Source organism: Hamadaea sp. NPDC051192, from assembly GCF_040682475.1.
GTDB classification, from domain to species: domain Bacteria; phylum Actinomycetota; class Actinomycetes; order Mycobacteriales; family Micromonosporaceae; genus Hamadaea; species Hamadaea flava.
Genome location: NZ_JBFBAZ010000093.1, coordinates 13,175 through 31,873, shown reverse-complemented (window position 1 = coordinate 31,873; position 18,699 = coordinate 13,175). Strand labels below are relative to the sequence as shown.

The 18,699-nt window shown below is 70.4% G+C and carries 18 protein-coding genes; 10 read left to right on the top strand and 8 right to left on the bottom strand.

Features of this window, described 5'->3' with window-relative positions; translation table 11 throughout:
• Positions 1-205: 205 nt before the first annotated feature.
• The 4 genes from AB0M47_RS29815 to tsaB all read right to left on the bottom strand — a co-directional run bounded on the left by AB0M47_RS29815 (position 206) and on the right by tsaB (position 2,717).
• Positions 206-460, bottom strand: coding sequence for a hypothetical protein (locus AB0M47_RS29815; RefSeq protein WP_253760027.1), 255 nt, complete (start codon positions 458-460; stop codon positions 206-208).
• A gap of 17 nt (positions 461-477) precedes the next feature.
• Complete coding sequence (gene tsaD, locus AB0M47_RS29810; protein WP_363419881.1) at positions 478-1,524, bottom strand: tRNA (adenosine(37)-N6)-threonylcarbamoyltransferase complex transferase subunit TsaD; 1,047 nt, start codon at positions 1,522-1,524, stop codon at positions 478-480.
• Between the two features lie 19 nt (positions 1,525-1,543).
• Complete coding sequence (rimI, locus tag AB0M47_RS29805) at positions 1,544-1,990, bottom strand: ribosomal protein S18-alanine N-acetyltransferase (RefSeq protein ID WP_363419879.1); 447 nt, start codon at positions 1,988-1,990, stop codon at positions 1,544-1,546.
• 70 nt (positions 1,991-2,060) lie between these two features.
• The gene (gene tsaB / locus AB0M47_RS29800; RefSeq protein ID WP_363419877.1) at positions 2,061-2,717 is read right to left on the bottom strand and encodes a tRNA (adenosine(37)-N6)-threonylcarbamoyltransferase complex dimerization subunit type 1 TsaB; all 657 of its coding nucleotides are present in this window, start codon (positions 2,715-2,717) and stop codon (positions 2,061-2,063) included.
• Positions 2,718-2,797: 80 nt separating this feature from the next.
• Here tsaB and AB0M47_RS29795 point away from each other — a divergent pair, with 80 nt between their 5' ends.
• The 4 genes from AB0M47_RS29795 (at position 2,798) to AB0M47_RS29780 (ending at position 8,321) form a co-directional block, all read left to right on the top strand.
• On the top strand, positions 2,798-4,534 hold the full coding sequence (locus tag AB0M47_RS29795; protein WP_363419875.1) for an ABC transporter ATP-binding protein: 1,737 nt from the start codon (positions 2,798-2,800) through the stop codon (positions 4,532-4,534).
• Positions 4,534-6,273 carry an ABC transporter ATP-binding protein gene (locus tag AB0M47_RS29790; RefSeq protein ID WP_363419873.1) on the top strand — a complete coding sequence of 580 codons (1,740 nt, stop codon included), beginning with the start codon at positions 4,534-4,536 and terminating at the stop codon, positions 6,271-6,273. The genes AB0M47_RS29795 and AB0M47_RS29790 overlap by 1 nt, the downstream gene beginning before the upstream one ends.
• A gap of 183 nt (positions 6,274-6,456) precedes the next feature.
• On the top strand, positions 6,457-7,071 hold the full coding sequence (locus tag AB0M47_RS29785) for a helix-turn-helix domain-containing protein (protein ID WP_363419871.1): 615 nt from the start codon (positions 6,457-6,459) through the stop codon (positions 7,069-7,071).
• 2 nt (positions 7,072-7,073) lie between these two features.
• Positions 7,074-8,321 carry an MFS transporter gene (locus AB0M47_RS29780; protein ID WP_363419869.1) on the top strand — a complete coding sequence of 416 codons (1,248 nt, stop codon included), beginning with the start codon at positions 7,074-7,076 and terminating at the stop codon, positions 8,319-8,321.
• A gap of 115 nt (positions 8,322-8,436) precedes the next feature.
• Here AB0M47_RS29780 and ybaK read toward each other — a convergent pair whose 3' ends face one another.
• On the bottom strand, positions 8,437-8,916 hold the full coding sequence (gene ybaK / locus AB0M47_RS29775) for a Cys-tRNA(Pro) deacylase (RefSeq protein ID WP_363419867.1): 480 nt from the start codon (positions 8,914-8,916) through the stop codon (positions 8,437-8,439).
• A gap of 9 nt (positions 8,917-8,925) precedes the next feature.
• Positions 8,926-10,116: a class I SAM-dependent methyltransferase gene (locus tag AB0M47_RS29770; protein ID WP_363419865.1), complete on the bottom strand. Its 1,191-nt coding sequence runs from the start codon at positions 10,114-10,116 to the stop codon at positions 8,926-8,928.
• A gap of 196 nt (positions 10,117-10,312) precedes the next feature.
• Here AB0M47_RS29770 and groES point away from each other — a divergent pair, with 196 nt between their 5' ends.
• The 3 genes from groES (at position 10,313) to AB0M47_RS29755 (ending at position 13,930) form a co-directional block, all read left to right on the top strand.
• On the top strand, positions 10,313-10,627 hold the full coding sequence (gene groES, locus AB0M47_RS29765) for a co-chaperone GroES (RefSeq protein WP_253760036.1): 315 nt from the start codon (positions 10,313-10,315) through the stop codon (positions 10,625-10,627).
• A gap of 66 nt (positions 10,628-10,693) precedes the next feature.
• The gene (gene groL / locus AB0M47_RS29760) at positions 10,694-12,334 is read left to right on the top strand and encodes a chaperonin GroEL (RefSeq protein ID WP_363419863.1); all 1,641 of its coding nucleotides are present in this window, start codon (positions 10,694-10,696) and stop codon (positions 12,332-12,334) included.
• A 105-nt stretch (positions 12,335-12,439) separates the two neighbouring features.
• Positions 12,440-13,930: a molybdopterin-dependent oxidoreductase gene (locus tag AB0M47_RS29755; protein ID WP_363419861.1), complete on the top strand. Its 1,491-nt coding sequence runs from the start codon at positions 12,440-12,442 to the stop codon at positions 13,928-13,930.
• 49 nt (positions 13,931-13,979) lie between these two features.
• Here the strand turns inward: AB0M47_RS29755 and AB0M47_RS29750 are convergent, their stop codons facing one another.
• The gene (locus AB0M47_RS29750) at positions 13,980-14,345 is read right to left on the bottom strand and encodes a WhiB family transcriptional regulator (protein WP_253760039.1); all 366 of its coding nucleotides are present in this window, start codon (positions 14,343-14,345) and stop codon (positions 13,980-13,982) included.
• Positions 14,346-14,609: 264 nt separating this feature from the next.
• On the opposite strand from AB0M47_RS29750, the gene AB0M47_RS29745 reads away from it, so the two are divergent.
• Positions 14,610-15,389 (top strand): response regulator transcription factor, encoded by a 780-nt coding sequence (locus AB0M47_RS29745; protein WP_363419859.1) that lies wholly within the window; start codon positions 14,610-14,612, stop codon positions 15,387-15,389.
• A gap of 135 nt (positions 15,390-15,524) precedes the next feature.
• On the opposite strand, the gene AB0M47_RS29740 is transcribed toward AB0M47_RS29745, so the two are convergent.
• Positions 15,525-15,905, bottom strand: coding sequence for a DUF5319 domain-containing protein (locus AB0M47_RS29740; RefSeq protein WP_253760041.1), 381 nt, complete (start codon positions 15,903-15,905; stop codon positions 15,525-15,527).
• Between the two features lie 158 nt (positions 15,906-16,063).
• Here AB0M47_RS29740 and guaB point away from each other — a divergent pair, with 158 nt between their 5' ends.
• Both guaB and AB0M47_RS29730 read left to right on the top strand, forming a co-directional pair.
• On the top strand, positions 16,064-17,563 hold the full coding sequence (gene guaB / locus AB0M47_RS29735; protein ID WP_363419857.1) for an IMP dehydrogenase: 1,500 nt from the start codon (positions 16,064-16,066) through the stop codon (positions 17,561-17,563).
• A gap of 10 nt (positions 17,564-17,573) precedes the next feature.
• Positions 17,574-18,695 carry a GuaB3 family IMP dehydrogenase-related protein gene (locus AB0M47_RS29730; protein WP_363419855.1) on the top strand — a complete coding sequence of 374 codons (1,122 nt, stop codon included), beginning with the start codon at positions 17,574-17,576 and terminating at the stop codon, positions 18,693-18,695.
• The last annotated feature ends 4 nt before the right edge of the window (positions 18,696-18,699 follow it).

Genomic DNA, 18,699 nt, shown 5'->3' with positions numbered 1-18,699 from the left:
GCCCCGCAAAGCCCTCGGCTTCTACACCCCCGCCGAAACCCTCGCCCGTAAGCTCCACGAAGGCAGTGTTGCGACCACCCCTTGAGCCCAAGGCCGCCGGAAGCACGCGTAACCGTGATCCGCAGCTAACACGAGCGGTCAGCGATCGGCTGCCGGCCAGAGGTACCTGCGCCGGCAGGGCAACACTGCATCCGGGAGATCGCGGTCAGCGATCGACAGGCGTGAAGTCCCAGCTGTGCGCCGACCGGGCCACGAGGTCGCGCGGCGGGTCGGGCAGCGGCGTGGGCTCGCCCCGCCACCGGGACATGACGACGATCCGGCCGTCGGCCGAGGAGAAGATCTCGGTCGACACGTGCAACGGCTGGATCTCCAGGCCGGGTACGGCGATGTCGCACACCCAGCTGAGCAGTTCCGGGAAGTGGTGGGGGTACGCCCGGATCTCCCACATGCGCACGATCACGCCTGGCAACGTAGCAGTCATGCGACCACCAACGTGAGCGGCATTGCGGAATCGGCCGGAAGGTCGAGGCGGCTGGGCGCGATTCCCGAGGCCACGAGGTGTGAGCCGAGGGCGGCGACCATCGCGCCGTTGTCGGTGCACAACTTCGGCCGCGGTACGCGTACCGAGATCCCGTATTTGGCGGCCCGTTCTTCGGCGAGCACCCGGAGCCGCGAGTTGGCGGCGACGCCACCTCCGATGACCAGCGTCTCGATGCCGTTGGCCCGGCAGGCGTCGATCGCCTTGTTCGTCAGCACGTCGCAGACGGCCTCCTGGAACGAGGCCGCGACGTCGGCGACCGGCACCGGCTCGCCGGACTTCTCCCGGGCTTCGACCCAGCGGGCGACCGCCGTCTTGAGTCCGGAGAACGAGAAGTCGAAGCGGTGCGTCGCCAGGTCCTTCGCCGCCGTCAGGCCGCGCGGGAAGGTGATCGACACGCCGTCGCCGTCGCGGGCGGCCTTGTCGATCCACGGTCCACCGGGGAACGGGAGCCCGAGCAGGCGGGCCACCTTGTCGAAGGCCTCACCGGCGGCGTCGTCGATGGTGGCGCCCAACGGGGTGACCCCGCGCGCGAGGTCGTTGACCATCAGCAGCGACGAGTGGCCGCCGGAGACGAGCAGGGCGATGGCGGGCTCCGGCAGCGGCCCGTGTTCCAGGGTGTCCACGGCGACGTGGGCGGCGAGGTGGTTCACGCCGTAGATCGGCTTCTCGGCGGCGAGCGCGTACCCCTTCGCGGCGGCGACGCCGACCAGGAGTGCTCCGGCCAGACCCGGCCCGGCGGTCACCGCGATCGCGTCGACGTCGGCCAGGGTCACCCCGGCCTGGTCCAGCGCCCGTTCCATGGTGGGGATCATCGCCTCCAGGTGGGCGCGGCTGGCCACCTCGGGCACCACCCCGCCGAACCGGGCGTGCTCGTCCACACTGGACGCCAGCGCCTCGCCGAGCAGCGTATGCCCCCGGACGATGCCGACGCCGGTCTCGTCGCAGCTCGTCTCGATGCCCAGGACCAGCGGCTCTGACTTCACGGGGACCCCTCCACGGCTGTCACGGTTCGATCCGGCGCATGACCCACGCGTCGGTGTTGCTCGGCTGGTAGTACCCCTTGCGGACACCCACCGTCTCGAAACCGAAGTCGGTGTAGAGCGCCTGCGCGGGCTTGTTGTCGGCGGCGACCTCCAGCAAGGTCTGCTCCACCCCGGCCCGGCTCGCCACGTCGAGCAGTGCGGCGACCAGGGCCCGGCCGATCCCGCGGCGCTGGGCGTCGCGGCGGACGGCGACGTTGTTGATCCAGGCCTCGTCCGGCGGGCTCAACGCCAGCCCGGCATAGCCCAGGACCGCGCCGCCCTCGGTGGCGGCCAGGTAGAGGTGGCCGTTGGCGAGTTCGTTCCAGAACATGCCGGCCGTCCACGCCTCGGCTCCGAAGAGGTCTGCCTCGATCGGCAGCAGGTCGGCGATCTGCCACCACCGCAGCCGCCCCAACGCGAAAGTCATGCGATCACCGCCCTGCGGCCGGCGCTCGCGTGACCAAGACTGTGCCAGCCGATGCCCGACCTACGGCCGGTCATGACACCCTCTTGGGGGCTCCCGGCTCGACCGCGTCCGGACGGCGCAGGTAGAGCGGGGTCAGCCGCTCGGACGGGGCGTTCTCCCGGACGCGCGCGGCGGCGAGCCGGGCCAGCCACTCGGCCGAGGGATGGTCCGGCGCCTCCGGGCTGACGGCGAGGCCGAGCTGATCGGCGTACTTCCGGGCGCCTTCGCCGACGGCGTGGTCGGCGACCGTCTGGGCGACGTCGGCGGGCTTGGCGACATGGGGACCGTCGACGCGCTCCCCGTCCGAGTACGCCGCCCAGTAGACCTCGCGTCGTCGGGCGTCCGTCGCGACCAGGGCGGTGCCGGAGGTCGTGGCGCCCAGCCCGTCGAGGCTGCACACGGCGTACGTCGGGATGCCGAGCGCCTCGCCGATGGAGGCCGCCGTCATCAGACCGACGCGCAGCCCGGTGAACGGGCCGGGCCCGACGCCGGCCACGATCGCGGTCAACTCCCGGGGCTTGACCCCGGACTCGGCGAGGGCGGCGTCGATCTGCGGGGCCAGGAGTTCGCCGTGCTTCTTGCCGTCGACTGTCACCCGTTCGGCTCGAATGATGACGTCCGTGGGCGTGACTTCGGCCACCGCGGCCGTGATGGCGGGGGTGGCGGTGTCGACAACGAGGACAAGCACGACGAACAGCCTATCCGGGCACCCAGTCCGAGGCGAAAACCGGTTGCCGCGCGGCGGGCCGATCTCGTAATGTCCGCGCTGTGCGCCGCCCCTTACGCAAACCCCTCCCCGAACCTGAACCCGGCCGTCCCGACAGCCGGTCACCGGCGCACTACCTGTTCTGGCTCTGGCGCAAGCAGTGGCCGACGATGGCCGTCGGGATGTCGCTCGGCATCATCTGGATGGTCGCGATGGCCCTCGGCCCGGCCGCCATCGGCCGCGCCATCGACGCCCCGGACTTCGCCGGCCTACTGCGGTGGGCCGGCGTTTTCGTGCTGCTCAGCGCCATCACCGCGTGGGCGAACATCATGCGGCACCGGTTCGCGGTCTACAACTGGCTGCGGGCGGCGTACCGGACGATCCAGCTGACCGTCGACTCGGCCAACCGCCTCGGCGCCACGCTGCCCAAGCGCATCGCCACCGGTGAGGTCGTCAGCATCGGCAACTCGGACGTCAGCCACATCGGCGGCGCGCTCGACATCATGCTGCGGGGCTCGGGCGCGGTCGTCGCGATCGTGGTCGTCTCGATCATCCTGCTGACGACGTCGTTCCAGCTCGGGCTGGTCGTGCTGATCGGCGTACCGCTGATGATGTCGGCGGTCGCGCTGCTGATCCGGCCGCTGCACACTCGGCAGGCGGCGTACCGGGAGCAGCAGGGCAAGCTGATCAGCCGGGCCGGGGACATCGTCGCGGGCCTGCGGGTGCTGCGGGGCGTCGGCGGCGAGTCCGTGTTCGCCGCCGGCTATCGGGACCAGTCGCAGAAGCTGCGGACCGAGGGCGTCCGCGTGGGCAAGGTCGACGCGCTACTCGAAGCCGCCCAGGTGCTGCTGCCCGGTCTGTTCGTCGCGCTGGTCACCTGGCTCGGCGCCCGGTTCGCGCTCGCCGGCGACATCCAGGTGGGCCAGCTGTTCAGCTTCTACGGGTACGCCGCGTTCCTGCTGGTGCCGCTGCGGACGATCGTCGAACTGGTCGACAAGGTCACCCGGGGTCTCGTGGCCGCCCGGCGCATGGTCTACCTCCTGCAGATGCAGCCGGAGATCGAGGAGCCCGGGGCGCTCGACCGGGCCATGCCGCCGACGAGCGCCGTCGACCTCCACGATCCGGAATCGGGCGTCACGATCGAGGCCGGCCGGTTCACCGCGATCGCCAGCGCCAAACCCGAGGACGCCGCCGTCGTCATGGATCGCCTCGGCCGCTACGCCGACAGCTCGGTCACTGCTGACGGCGTACCACTGGAGGACATGGCCAAGCGCGCGATCCGTGAGGTCATCCTCGTGGGTGACAACGACGCGCGGTTGTTCAGCGGTGAGTTGCGCGCGGAACTGGACCCGAAGGCCGGCGGCCCGCGGGCGGCTACTGACGACGAGATTCGCGCGGCGCTGACGGCGGCGAGCGCGACGGACATCGTCGACGCGCTGCCCACGGGCCTGGACAGTTTCGTGGCCGAGCGCGGCCGGGAGTTCTCCGGCGGTCAGCAGCAGCGGCTGCGGCTGGCCCGCGCGCTGCTCGCCGACCCGCCGATGCTGCTGCTGGTGGAGCCGACCAGCGCGGTCGACGCGCACACCGAGGCGCGCGTCGCCGCCCGGATCGGGCCCTATCGCGCCGAGCGTGGCCTGCGCTCGACGGTGGTCGCGAGCACCAGCCCGCTGGTCCTCGACCGCGCCGACAAGGTGATCTACCTCGAGGACGGCAAGCTCGTCGCCGAGGGCACGCATCGTGAGCTGCTGCGGACCGAACCGCGCTATCGGGCCGTCGTGACCCGGGGAGAGGACGCCTGATGAGCCGGGAGATCCTGCCGATAGCCACCGGGCCGGTCGTCCGGGCCTACGCGCTGCGCCTGTTGCGCGAGCACCGGTCGGCGTTGGGGCTGGTCGTGCTCCTGCACGCGCTGGCCGCCGTCGCCGGGTTGTTCGCGCCCGCGCTGCTCGGCTCACTCATCGACACCGTCGCCGAGCACGGCACGCGGGGGCGGGTCGATCTGCTGGCCCTGGCCATCGTGCTGGCGGTGCTGGCGAACGCGGTGTTCATCCGGTTCGCCGTCTACGCCGCGGCCCGCTTCGGCGAACGCATGCTCGCCGACATCCGCGAGGAGTTCGTCGACGGGGTGCTCGGCGTACCGCTGTCGACTGTGGAGCGTGCCGGCACCGGCGACCTGATGACCCGGGCCTCCCGGGACGTCGGCTCGCTCAACCACAGCGTGCGCCGGGGCGTGCCGGAACTCTTCGTCGCCGTGGTGACCGCCATCCTGTCCGCTGGGGCGCTCGTCCTCAACAACTGGAAACTCGCGCTGCCGTGCCTGCTCGGCGCGCCGATCCTGATCGTCATCGCGCGCTGGTACCTCGGCCGGGCCACACCGGGCTATCTGCGCGAGAACGCGGCCTACGCGGACGTCACCGACTCCCTCGCGGAGACGGTCGAGGGCGCGCGGACCAGCGAGGCCTTCGGCTTCGGGGGGCGGCGGCGGGCCGACATCGACGCCAAGATCTCCCAGTCGTACGCCGCTGAGCGGTTCACGCTGCGGTTGCGGACGATCCTGTTCCCGACGATCGACGCGGGCTTCTACATCTCGATCACGGCCACCCTGGTCCTCGGCGGCGCGTTCTACTTCCAGGGCTGGGTGTCCATCGGCGAACTCGCCGCCGCCGTGGCGTACGTGCAGCTGATGGTCCGGCCGATCGAGCACGCGCTCGAATGGCTGGACGAGATCCAGGTCGGCGGGGCGGCCCTGGCCCGCCTCGTCGGCGTCAGCCTCGCCGCCGGTGAGCCGTCCTCCACCGCGACGCAGCCCGTGGGCTCCGACCTGGTGGCGACCGGTGTCACCTACTCCTACGTGGAGGGTCGCCCGGTGCTGCACGGCATCGACCTGACCCTGCGGCCGGGGGAGCGGTTGGCGATGGTCGGCCCGTCCGGCGCCGGGAAGTCGACGCTGGGTCGCCTGCTGGCCGGCATCCATCCGCCCACCGCGGGCTCGGTCACCGTCGGCGGGGCGCCGCTGGCCGACCTGCCGCTGCCGGTACGCCGAGGCGAGGTCGCCCTGGTCACCCAGGAGCACCACGTCTTCCTCGGTACGCTCCGCGACAACCTGTTGCTGGCGCGTCCGTCGGCGACCGACCCGGAGCTGTGGCGAGCCCTGTCCGCCGTGGACCTCGCCGACTGGGTCGCCGAGCTGCCGGACGGACTGGAGACCGAGGTCGGGCAGGGCGCCTTCACGGTGCCCCCGGCCCAGGCCCAGCAACTGGCGCTGGCCCGGCTGGTGCTGGCCGACCCGCACACCCTCGTCCTCGACGAGGCGACGTCGCTGATCGATCCGCGAGCGGCCCGGCACCTGGAACGGTCGCTGGCCGCTGTGCTCGACGGGCGGACCGTCGTGGCCATCGCGCACCGGCTGTTCTCCGCGCACGACGCCGACCGGGTGGCCGTGGTGGAGGACGGGCGGATCGCCGAACTCGGGTCGCACGACGAACTCGTGGCCGCCGACGGCTCGTACGCCGCCCTCTGGCGCTCCTGGCAAGCCTAGTTTTCGCGCCCCTTCGGTGCCCCTCTTGGCGCTGGATCAGGGATCTGGGTCGAATCTTGCTCCAAGATTCGACCCGGATCCCTGATCTGCTTGTTTCGCCTCTGCTTGTGCGCCCGACTCTGCCGCGAGACTGATTGCAAAGAAGCGCTTGCAAAGATCTCTTTGCAGAACTATCTTTGCAGTATGACCGAGGAGAGCCGGATCCACCTGAGCGCCCACACCCTCAAGGGCATCGCGCACCCGATCCGCGTACGCCTGCTGGGGCTGCTCCGCAGCGAGGGGCCGTCGACCGCCACGAAGCTGGCCGAGCGCATCGGGCAGTCGAGCGGGGTGACCAGCTACCACCTGCGGCAGCTCGCGCAGTACGGCTTCGTCGAGGAGGACGCCTCCCTCGGCACCGGTCGCGAGCGCTGGTGGCGGTCGAGCCACCGGTCGACCACCCTCGAAACGCCGGCCGCCCGGGAGGCGCCGCTCGAGACCGAGATCTACATGCGCGCCATCGCCGCCGCCAGCGCGGAGCGCGTCGACCGCTGGCTCGGCGAGTCGGTCGCCCTCCCGCCCGAGTGGGACGACGCGATGGGACTCAACGACTACGCCCTGCTGCTGACGTCGGACGAGGCGACCGAGCTCACCAAGAGGCTGCTCGACATCCTGAAGGACTACCGCCCGTACTACGAGCAGCCCGTTCCCGAGGGCGCCGAGCGCGTCGAGGTCCAGCTCAACATCATGCCCCTCCTGGGGCGTACCGCCGCGGATTCCGCCGACTCCAGCCCGGCCACCCCCACTGAGGAGAACTGACGATGAACCGTCGCGCACCCCTCGCCGGCCTGCTGCTCGCCAGCACCCTGTCGTTGCTCGGCAGCCGGATGTCCATGATCGCGCTGCCCTGGCTCGTGCTCGTCACCACCGGCAGTGCCGCCAAGACCGGCCTCGTCGGCGCGGCCGAACTGGTTCCCTACGTGCTGGCCTGCGCACTAGGCGGGCCGGTCATCGACAAGGTCGGCGGCCGCCGGATCTCCATCGTCGCCGACCTGCTCAGCGTGGTGGTGATCGGGGCGATTCCGCTGCTCCACCAGTCCGGCGGGCTCGGCCTGCCCCTCCTGACGCTGCTCGTCGCGGTCGCCGGGCTGCTTCGCGGCTTCGGCGACACCGCCAAGCGGGGTGCGATGTTCCCGCAGGTCGTGGCGAAGTCCGGGGTCGAGATGACCCGGGCGGCCACCCTCGTCGACGGCACCAGCCGGGCCGCCGGGCTGATCGGCGGGATCCTCGCCGGGCCGCTGATCGTCTGGCTCGGCGACGCCGCCGACGTGCTGCTGCTCGACGCGGCGTCGTTCGGGCTGTGCGCGATCCTCGTCGGGCTGCTGGTACGCGTACCGGGGAAGGTAGACCGCGTGACCGAGCCCTATGGGGTGGCCTTGCGGGGCGGGCTGGCGTACCTGCGGGGCGACCGTCTCGTGTTGGGGCTGATCCTCATGCTCTTCGTGACGAACATGCTGGACCAGGGGTTCAGCGCAGTGCTGGTGCCGCTGTGGGCCCGAGACATCTTCGGTACGCCCATCGGCATCGGCCTGGTCGGTGGCTCGTTCGGGCTGGGCGCGGTCCTCGGCAACATCGCGTTCGGCTTCCTGGCTCCGAAGCTGCCCCGCTGGGCGCTGTTCGCCGTGGGCTTCCTGATCGCCGGCGCGCCGCGCTTCTTCTTCCTCGCCTTCGATGCGCCGGGCTGGTCGATCGTGGTCCTCGGCCTGATCAACGGGCTCTCCATCGCCGCGGTGAACCCCATCCTCTCGGCCGTGATGTACGAGCGGGTGCCCGAGCACCTGCAGGCTCGCGTACAGGGGCTGGGGTCGGCGGTCGGGTTCGCCGGGATGCCGCTCGGCGCCCTGCTGGCCGGCTGGCTCGGCGAGTACAGCGCCCAGCTCGCCCTGGTGATCTGCGGGACGGCGTACCTGGTCGCGACGCTCGCCCCGTTCATCGGGAAGTTCTGGCGGGAGATGGATCGGCGGCCCGCCCCAGCTGCCACCGCCTCACCGGAACTCGTCACCGCGTAAGCGGGCTTGTGGATCTAGGCGAGTCACCGCGTAAGCGGGCCTGTCGATCTAGGCGAGAAATGGCTGCCCAGGCCGCCGTTTCTCGCCTAGATCATTTCTTGCTCCGGTGAATGCGCTAAGCGGAGGCGATGGGTGCGACCGTCGCGCCGGTGAGGCGTACGAGGTCGTCGGGCGACAACTGCACCTGCAAGCCCCGCTTGCCGGCGCTGACGTACACGGTGGACCCGGCCAGGGCGGTCGCGTCGATCACGGTCGGCAGCCGTTTGCGCTGGCCGAGCGGGCTGATGCCACCTCGGACATACCCGGTCGTACGCTCAGCGACCGCACGGTCGGCCATCGCGGCCCGCTTGCCGCCGGCGGCCGAGGCGAGCGCCTTGAGGTCTAGTTCGCCGGTGACCGGGACGACGGCCACCGTCAGCCCGCCGTCGACCTCGGTGACCAGCGTCTTGAAGACACGAGCCGGGTCCGCTCCGATGGCGTCGGCGACGAGCGCGCCATAGTTCGGCGCGTCGGGGGACACGTCGTACGGGTGCAACGTGTGCGCGATCTTCTGCTTGGTCAGCAGCGCGGTCGCCGGGGTCCCTTGGCTTGCCACCCCGCGAGTCTAGGGAACAGCGTGGGCGATCACCGCCACCGGCCGCCCGGCGACCTTGGTCAGCAGCAGGCTCGCCTCGGCGTCGCCGGACAGCCGCAGGTCGCGCCGCAGTTGTTCGACGTCGAGGGCGGATCCGCGTTTCAGGATCTCCAGCCGCCCGACGCCCCGGTCGCGTAGCGCCGCGCGCAGTCGCTTGAGCGAGAACGGCAGCACCTCGTCGACGGCGAAGCAGCGCCCGAACGGCGTCGGAAGACAGGCAGAGGTCCACACGTACGCGATGTCCGGGTCGCCGAGGTTTCCGTCGACGGTCCGGGCGAACTCCGCCACGAGGTGGGAGCGCACGACCGCGCCGTCCGGGTCGTAGAGGTACGCGCCGACCGGGCCGACCGGTCCCGCCAACGTGCCCGAACCGGTCAGCTCGTGCACCGACCGATGTTTCAGGACCGACGCCCGTCGCGGTACGCGAGCCAGCGGCCCGAACCAGGCGGCAGCCTCCACGACGTCGCCGTCGACGCTGGTCAGCTCCAGTTCGCAGTCGCCGGGCAGCAGCTCCGCAGGGAAGCCCGGCGCCAGCTTCAGCACGGTGTAGGGGACTTGCGAGGGCAGCTGCGCGACCCAGTCCCAGGGCGGCGAGTAGTCCTCCGGACGGAAAATCCGGCGAGTTCGGCGTACGCCTGTGCCGGATTGCCGGCGAGCCGGGTCGCAGAAGGCCGCACCGGCGTCGTGCAATGGCACATCGCGTACGTCGGCGCAGGTCACGACGGCGTCCAAGCCGAGCGCCGCCAGGTTGTGGGCGGCCAGGTCGGCGGTCACCGGATCGGCGTCGACGGCGTGCACCGCGATTCCCGCTCGCGCCATCGCGATGGCGTCCGAGCCGATTCCGCAGCCGAGATCGGTCACCCGGCGTACGCCCGCCTGAGCGAGCCGCGCGGCGCGCCGGGTGGCGACGATCGGCCGGGTCGCCTGTTCCAGGCCGGCCTGGGTGAAGAGCATGCGACTGGCGTCCGCGCCGAACTTGGCTACTGCTCGGGCCCGGAGGACGGCCTGGGTGAGCGCCGCGCCGGCGACCTCCGCGGCGTACCCGTGGGAACGCAAGGTGCTGATGGCGGCGAGCCGATCCGTGTCGATCAGCTTCTCCGCGTCGGCCAGGGCGGCGATCCCTTCGCGGGAGCGCAGCGCGGCGAGCTGTTCGGAGTCCACTCGGGGGATCGTACTGGCACTCTCCTTGACTGAGTGCTAGCCACGTCATAACCTTCGGTTTAGCACTCTCCTCCTGAGGGTGCTAAGAATGACAAGTGCCACCAGGGCACCAGCCAGCCACGGCGGCCCGGCACCCGCGACGACGGTGCCGCTGCGGAGGGTGGAGAGACAGCGATTACTGATACCCCAGGAGGGTATGCTCGTGACTACCGCGACGAAGGTTGCGATCAGGCCGCTCGAGGACCGCATCCTGGTCCAGGCGAACGAGGCTGAGACGACCACCGCGTCGGGGCTCGTTATCCCCGACACCGCCAAGGAGAAGCCGCAGGAGGGCACCGTCCTCGCCGTCGGCCCCGGCCGCTTCGACGACAAGGGCGCTCGGATCCCGGTCGACGTGCAGGTCGGCGACACCGTCGTCTACTCGAAGTACGGCGGCACCGAGATCAAGTACGCCGGCGAGGAGTACCTGGTGCTCTCCGCCCGCGACGTCCTCGCGGTCATCGAGAAGTGACCCGGCCGATGGCCCGGCGACCCTGCCTAACCAGGGGCGCCGGGCCATCGCGATGAAGGAGTGAGAATGGCGAAGATTCTGAGCTTCTCGGATGACGCCCGGCACCTGCTCGAGCACGGAGTCGACGCGCTCGCCGACGCGGTCAAGGTCACCCTCGGCCCGCGCGGACGCAACGTCGTGCTGGACAAGAAGTTCGGGGCTCCGACGATCACCAATGACGGCGTGACCATCGCCAAGGAGATCGAGCTGACCAACCCGTACGAGAACCTGGGTGCGGCACTGGTCAAGGAGGTCGCGACCAAGACGAACGACGTCGCCGGCGACGGCACGACGACCGCGACCGTCCTCGCCCAGGCCATGGTCCACGAGGGTCTGCGCAACGTCACCGCCGGGACGAACCCGTCGGGCCTCAAGCGGGGCATCGACATCGCGGCCGCGCGGGTGAGCGAGGAACTGCTCGGCAAGGCCGTGCAGGTGAACGACCGCCAGGAGATCGCCCAGGTGGCGACGATCTCGGCGCAGGACGCGACGATCGGCGATCTGATCGCCGAGGCGATGGAGCGGGTGGGCCGTGACGGTGTCATCACCGTCGAGGACGGCTCGACCATGCAGACCGAGCTTGAGGTCACCGAGGGTCTGCAGTTCGACAAGGGCTTCATCTCGCCGCACTTCACCACCGACGCGGAGGCGGGCGAGGCGGTCCTGGAGGACGCCTACCTGCTGATCACCACGCAGAAGATCTCGGCCATCGAGGAACTCCTGCCGGTGCTCGAGAAGGTCGTGCAGGCCAACCGCCCGCTGCTGATCGTGGCCGAGGACGTCGACGGCCAGGCGCTGTCGACGCTCGTGGTCAACGCGATCCGCAAGACCGTCAAGGTCTGCGCGGTCAAGGCTCCGGCGTTCGGCGACCGCCGCAAGGCGATGCTGCAGGACCTGGCGATCCTCACCGGTGGTGAGCTGATCGCGCCCGAGCTGGGCTACAAGCTCGACGCGGTCGGCCTGGAGCAGCTCGGCCAGGCCCGGCGAATCGTCGTGGACAAGGACACGACGACGCTCGTCGACGGCAACGGGTCCGAGGGCGAGGTCAAGGGCCGGGTCGACCAGATCCGGGCCGAGATCGCGGCGTCCGACTCCGACTGGGACCGGGAGAAGCTGCAGGAGCGGCTGGCCAAGCTGGCCGGCGGCGTCGCGGTGATCAAGGTCGGCGCGGCCACCGAGGTCGAGCTGAAGGAGCGCAAGCACCGCATCGAGGACGCCATCTCGGCGACCCGCGCGGCGGTCGAGGAGGGCATCGTGCCCGGTGGCGGCGCCGCGCTGGCGCAGATCGCCACCGTGCTCGACGAGGGCATCGGCCTGACCGGCGACGAGGCCATCGGCGTCTCGATCGTGCGCAAGGCGTTGGACGAGCCGCTGCGCTGGATCGCCCAGAACGCCGGGCACGACGGCTACGTCGTCGTGCAGAAGGTCCGCGAGAGCGGCTGGGGCGAGGGCCTGGACGCGGCGAACGGTTCCTATGTGGACCTCGTCAAGACCGGCATCGTCGACCCGGTGAAGGTGACCCGCAACGCGGTCGTCAACGCCGCCTCCATCGCGGGGCTGCTGCTGACCACCGAGTCGCTCGTGGTCGAGAAGCCCAAGGAGGAGGCCCCGGCCAACGGCCACGGGCACTCGCACGGGCACGGCCACCAGCACGGTCCGGGTTTCTGATCGGTCCGGTCCGAAGGGCGTCGCGGGATTCCGCGGCGCCCTTCGGCGTACCGGTTAAGGCTTTTGTAAGAGACGGGGGTCGGGGGTCGGAGTGAGAATGGGGGCATGACGAAGCTTCGGGCCGCCTTCGCCGGGGTGACGGCCGCCCTCGTCGCGGTCGGCCTGGCCGAACTGGTCGCCGTCTTCACCGGGCCGCGTAGTGCGCCGCTGGTCGCGGTGGACGGCTGGGTGATCGACCATGTCCCCGAGTGGCTCAAACAGTTCGCGATCAGCGTTTTCGGCACCAACGACAAGCTCGCCCTGCTGACCGGCACGGCCGTCGTACTCCTGCTCATCGCGGCGGGCATCGGCCTGCTGGCCCGCCGCTCGGTCGCCCTCGGCGTCACCGGCATCTCGCTCTTCGCGCTGGTCGGGGCGGTCGCTGCGCTCACTCGCGAGGGCGCGACGATCGCGTGGGTCCTGCCCTCGGTGGCCGGTGGCGCCGCCGCGGCGCTCACTCTCTATCTACTGGTACGCACAGAGCAGCGATCCGAGTCCGAGAGCGGCGATCGGCGTACCTTTCTGAAGCTGGCCGGGCTGACGGCGGCCGGAGCCGTGGTCGCGGGCCTGGCCGGGCGAACGCTCGCGGATCGGCGCGGGGTGGCCGAAGCCCGCGCGCAGGTCGAGCTGCCCGCGCCGGCAGGCTCCCCGGCCCCCGCACCGTCCACATTGCCTGCTGGGTATGTGACGAGCAACAAGGAGTTCTACCGGATCGACACGTCGCTGATCGTGCCGCAGGTCGATCCGGACACCTGGAACCTGCGCATTCACGGCGCGGTCGACCACGAATTGACGATCACGTTCGCCGACCTCCTGGCGATGCCGATGATCGAGCGCTACGTGACCTTGGCCTGCGTATCCAACGAGGTCGGCGGCGACCTGATCGGCAACGCACGCTGGCTCGGCGTACCCGTCAAGACCCTGTTGGAGCGGGCGGCCCCGCACGCGGGCGCGGACCAGGTGGTGCAGCGGGCCGTGGACGGGTGGACCTGCGGCACCCCGACGCAGGTGTTGCTCGACGGCCGGGACGCGATGCTGGCGGTCGGGATGAACGGCGAGCCGCTGCCGGTGGAGCACGGTTTCCCGGTACGCATGGTGGTGCCGGGCCTGTACGGCTACGTGAGCGCCTGCAAGTGGATCACCGAGCTGGAGGTGACCACGTTCGCCGAGTTCGACGCCTATTGGGTACGCCGTGGCTGGTCCGCGCAGGCGCCGATCAAGACGCAGTCGCGCATCGACACGCCGACCGGGTCGAAGCGTGCCGGTGAGCTGACCATCGCCGGCGTGGCCTGGGCGCAGCATCGCGGCGTCGCCAAGGTCGAGGTGCAGATCAGCACCGCGGCTCAGGCCGGCCGATGGCAGGAGGCCGAGCTGCTCGACACCGTCTCGATCGACACCTGGAAGCAGTGGCGGTTGCCCTGGTCGGCGACGCCTGGCGAGTACACCTTGACCGTTCGTGCGACCGATGCGACCGGGCAGACGCAGACCGAGCAGCGCAGTTCCGTCGAGCCGGACGGTGCTACCGGCTGGCACTCCGTCCGCGTACGCGTGACGTGACGAGCCCGAGGGCGCTTGGCCCTCGGGCTGCCGAGAATGGAAACAGGGGTCAGTGGCGTTGAGCGGGGATGCCCCGCGCCAGCCTGGCTTCGAGCCGGGGGACGTCGACCTGGTGGCTGTGCCGGTCGGCGAGGTCCTTCCAGCCGATCATCTGTAGTCGGAGGCGCTCGGTCTCGGTGAAACCGCCCCAGACGCCGTAGGTCTCGTGAGTGACGAGCGCGTGGGCTGCGCATTCCGCGCGAACGGGACAATTACGGCACACCTGCTTCGCCGCGGACTCCCGGCGCCCCCGTGAGGAGCCCCGTTCGCCATCCGGGTGGAAGAACTGCGCACTGTCACGTCCCCGACAGGCACCCTCGTGTTGCCACTCCCAGATGTCCGCTATCGGACCTGGGAGCCTACGTACGTTGGTCATCGGTCACCTCCCGATGCTGGCCGCGTCGCGATTTTTCCGCACTGTGGTGCCATACCCATGGCTGGGCCGTGACATGCGAACCCACACGGGGGGCCGACGAAAGACGTTACTCCTCCTACAGTCGTCTGTCAGGAGTCATCTGTCCCGGTCATCCTGGGTCGCCCGACCCGGCGGCGCGTGACAGAGTTTTCGACACTTTCCCCCGAAACCGCGTAATGATCAGTGTTTCTCGTGGTCTCCTCCATAGAGGAGAGGGGGATCACCGTGCAGACCGTCCTCGTATGCGTCCGCTCCGCCCAGGCGGCACAAGGCGTCGCCACCTGTGCCCAACGGCTCGGCGTCATGCCCGCCGTCCGTACCGCCGTGACCGCTCATGACGCGCTCACGCAGCTCACGACCGAGCCCGCCGAGATCATCCTGGTGGACACGGCACTCACCCGGCCGGACACGGTCGGCTTCACCCGTCGCGCGCTTCAGGTCTCGCCCCGCGCCACCCTGGTGCTCTTCGGCCTCGAAGACCCCCAGATCGCCCGGGCGGCGATAGAGGCCGGCGCGCGTGGACTCATCGGCGGAACCGACGGCGACGTCGTCAGCGCGGCGGCCAAAGCCCTGCTGCTCGTCATCGTCCGGTACGCCACCGCACCGGCTGCCCGCCCACCCGATCCGGCGTGGGCCGCTCGCCCCACCAACGGCGGGCCGGGCGTACCGGGTGGAACCATGCGCTGGCCGGCCAACGGCGCACCCGCCGCGGCGACGCGCAGCGTCGGCCTGCCGACCATGGTTCCCGCTCAGCGCTCCGACCTGCCGGACGACACGCGGCTCCCCTCACCGCTGCGCCCGACCCGCTCGACCACCCTCACCGAGCGGGAACTGCAGGTCTTACGCGGCATGGCTGACGGCCGCAGCAACGCCGAGATCGGCCGGGAGCTGTTCGTCTCGGAGGACACGGTCAAGACCCACGCCCGGCGGTTGTTCCGCAAGCTGGGCGCGCGGGACCGGGCCCATGCCGTGGCGGCCGGATTCCGGGCCGGCTTGGTCAACTAGCGCATAAGTACAGACACACGGGGACGGGCCAAGGCGTTACCCCTCACGCCTTGCCCTCAAGCTCATCGCTCGCGCGCTGGATCAGGAGACCTCCTGACCCAGCGCGCTAGGCGCGTTGCGGGACGAAGGCGACAATCAGCCGTTCTCGGCGAGGTCAGCCACGGCGTCGCTGTAGCCGCGGGCGTACTCCCAGCTCACGTAGTGATCGGGGTCGGGATCGTACGCCGGCTCGTGGACACGCGGCCGGCCGGAGTCGAGCAGATGACGCAGATTGCCGCGCAGCAGGTCCCAGTCGAAGTAATGCGGTTCCTGGCAGTCCTGGCAGTCGATGACGAGCCCGCGAATGCCCCGCGGAGACAGCAGAACCTGGAAGACCTCGAGCTCGCCGAGGTCCTCCATGAGGTCTTCCCGCTCCTCCGGCGACAGTTCGTCGAACTCGTCACCGTCCGGGTCGCCGAGGTTGGCGGCCGGGTCGGCCGGATCGCCGTGGAAGGGATCGAGCGGCTCATCGTGCACACCTTCACCGTAATGCCATTCGACGGGTGATGTGGCATCGGCTGGGGCCGAGTCGCCCAGTCGATCTCCCCTGTGACAGCGGCCGATCATCACAGCCCACCGGGGTCCGGCGGAGCCGCACTGGCTAGGATGGGATATCGCTGCTTGAGGGGGTTTACGTGGAGCTGACCGGCGACGGCCCAATCGAGATTCCGCTGGGATTGACCTTCGACGACGTGCTGCTCGTGCCGGGCGAATCGGACCTTATTCCGAGCCAGGTCACGACGCTCACGCAGATCACGAGAAACATCACCCTCCAGATCCCGCTGGTCTCCAGCGCGATGGACACGGTGACCGAGGCCCGGATGGCGATCGCGCTCGCGCGCCAGGGCGGGCTGGGCGTTCTGCACCGCAATCTCTCGGTCGAGGAGCAGGCGGCCCAGGTCGACCTGGTGAAGCGCTCCGAGTCCGGCATGATCACCAACCCCGTGACGTGTTCGCCCGACGACACCATCCGTGACGTCGACACACTCTGCAGCCGGTACCGGATCTCCGGCGTACCGGTGGTGGACGGCACAGGCGTGCTCGTCGGCATCGTGACCAACCGCGACATGCGCTGGGTCGCCGACAAGTCGGCCCGCGTCGTGGACGTCATGACGCGGATGCCGCTGGTCACCGCGCAGGTCGGCGTGTCCAAGGAGGAGGCGCAGCAGCTGTTGCGCCGCCACAAGGTGGAGAAGCTGCCGCTGGTCGACGAGTCCGGCCGGCTGCGGGGCCTCATCACGGTCAAGGACTTCGCCAAGAGCGAGCAGTACCCGTTGGCGACGAAGGACTCGGCGGGCCGCCTGCGGGTCGGCGCGGCGGTCGGCGTCGGCGACGACGGCTACAAGCGGGCGAAGGCGCTGATCGAGGCCGGCGTCGACGTGCTCATGGTGGACACCGCGCACGGGCACAACCGCGCGGTTCCGGAGCTGGTCGCCCGGCTCAAGAAGGAGACCGACATCGACATCGTCGGCGGCAACGTCGCGACGTACGCCGGCGCCCGGGCACTGGTCGAGGCGGGCGTCGACGCGGTCAAGGTCGGCGTCGGGCCGGGCGCGATCTGCACGACGCGGATCGTCGCCGGGGTGGGCGTACCGCAGATCACGGCGATCATGGAGGCCGCCCGGGCCGCTCATCGGGCCGGCGTGCCCGTGATCGGCGACGGCGGCATCCAGTACTCGGGCGACATCGCGAAGGCGATCGTGGCCGGGGCCAGCACCGTCATGCTGGGCGGCCTGCTGGCCGGCTGCGAGGAGTCGCCGGGTGACCTCGTCTTCTCCAACGGCAAGCAGTTCAAGGCGTACCGGGGGATGGGGTCGCTGGGCGCGATGATGGCCCGCGGACCGGCGGCGCAGTCCTACTCCAAGGACCGCTACTTCCAGGCCGACGTGACCCAGAACGACAAGCTCATCCCCGAGGGCATCGAGGGCCAGGTGCCCTACCGTGGCCCGCTGGCGACCGTCGCCCACCAGCTCGTGGGCGGGCTGCGTCAGGCCATGTTCTACTGTGGCGCGGACAGCGTGGCCGAGCTGCAGAAGCGCGGTCAGCTGGTCCGGATCACCTCGGCGGGGCTCAAGGAGAGCCACCCGCACGACATCCAGATGACCGTCGAAGCCCCGAATTATCAATCCCGCTGAAGGGCCGCCAATGCGTGACACCGTCGAGATCGGACTGGGTAAGGCCGCGCAGCGCGGTTATCACCTCGACGACGTGGCCATCGTGCCGAGCCGCCGGACCCGGGACGTCGACGACGTCTCCACCGCCTGGCAGCTCGACGCGTACCGGTTCGAGATCCCGTGCGCGGCGCATCCCAGCGACGCGACGATGTCGCCCGACCGGGTGATCGAGCTGGGCCGCCTCGGCGGTCTCGGCATCCTCAACGTCGAGGGGCTCTGGACGCGCTACGAGGACCCCTCGAAGCTGCTCGCCGACCTGCGGACGGTCGTCGAGGCGGAGGAGCCGGTCACCCCGCGGCTGCAGGAGATCTACGCCGAGCCGATCAAGCCCGAGCTGATCACCGAGCGGGTACGCGTGATGCGGGAAGCCGGGGTCACCGTGGCGGTCCGGGTGTCGCCGCAGCACACCTTGGCGCTCGCCCCGGTGATCCTGGACGCCGGCGTCGATCTGCTGGTCATCCAGGGCACCGTCGTCTCGGCGGAGCACGTCTCCACTGTGGATGAGCCGCTGAACCTCAAGGAGTTCATCGCCGACCTCGATCTGCCCGTGATCGTCGGCGGCTGCACGAACTACCAGACCGCGCTGCACCTGATGCGTACCGGTGCGGCCGGGGTCATCGTCGGTCTCGGCGCGGACGACGACTCCACGAGCGACACCGTGCTCGGCATCCGGGTTCCGATGGCGACGGCGATCGCGGACGCGGCGGCGGCCCGCCGTGACTATCTCGACGAGACCGGTGGCCGCTACGTCCACCTGATCGCCGACGGCGACATCCACACGTCCGGCGACATCGCGCGGGCGTTGGCCTGCGGGGCGGACTCGGTCATGCTGGGCGCCCCGCTCGCGCTGGCCGAGGGCTCCCCGGCCGGCGGCCTGTGGTGGCACTCGTCGGCGAGCCACCCGAAGCTGCCCCGCAGTGCGGTCGGTTATTACTCCGAGCCGATGGGCAGCCTCGACCAGGTGCTCTACGGGCCGTCCGACGACCCGTACGGCCGGATGAACCTGTTCGGCGGGCTCAAGCGCGCGATGGCCAAGTGCGGCTACCGCGACGTCAAGGAGTTCCAGAAGGTCGGCCTGATGCTCGACCGCTGAGATA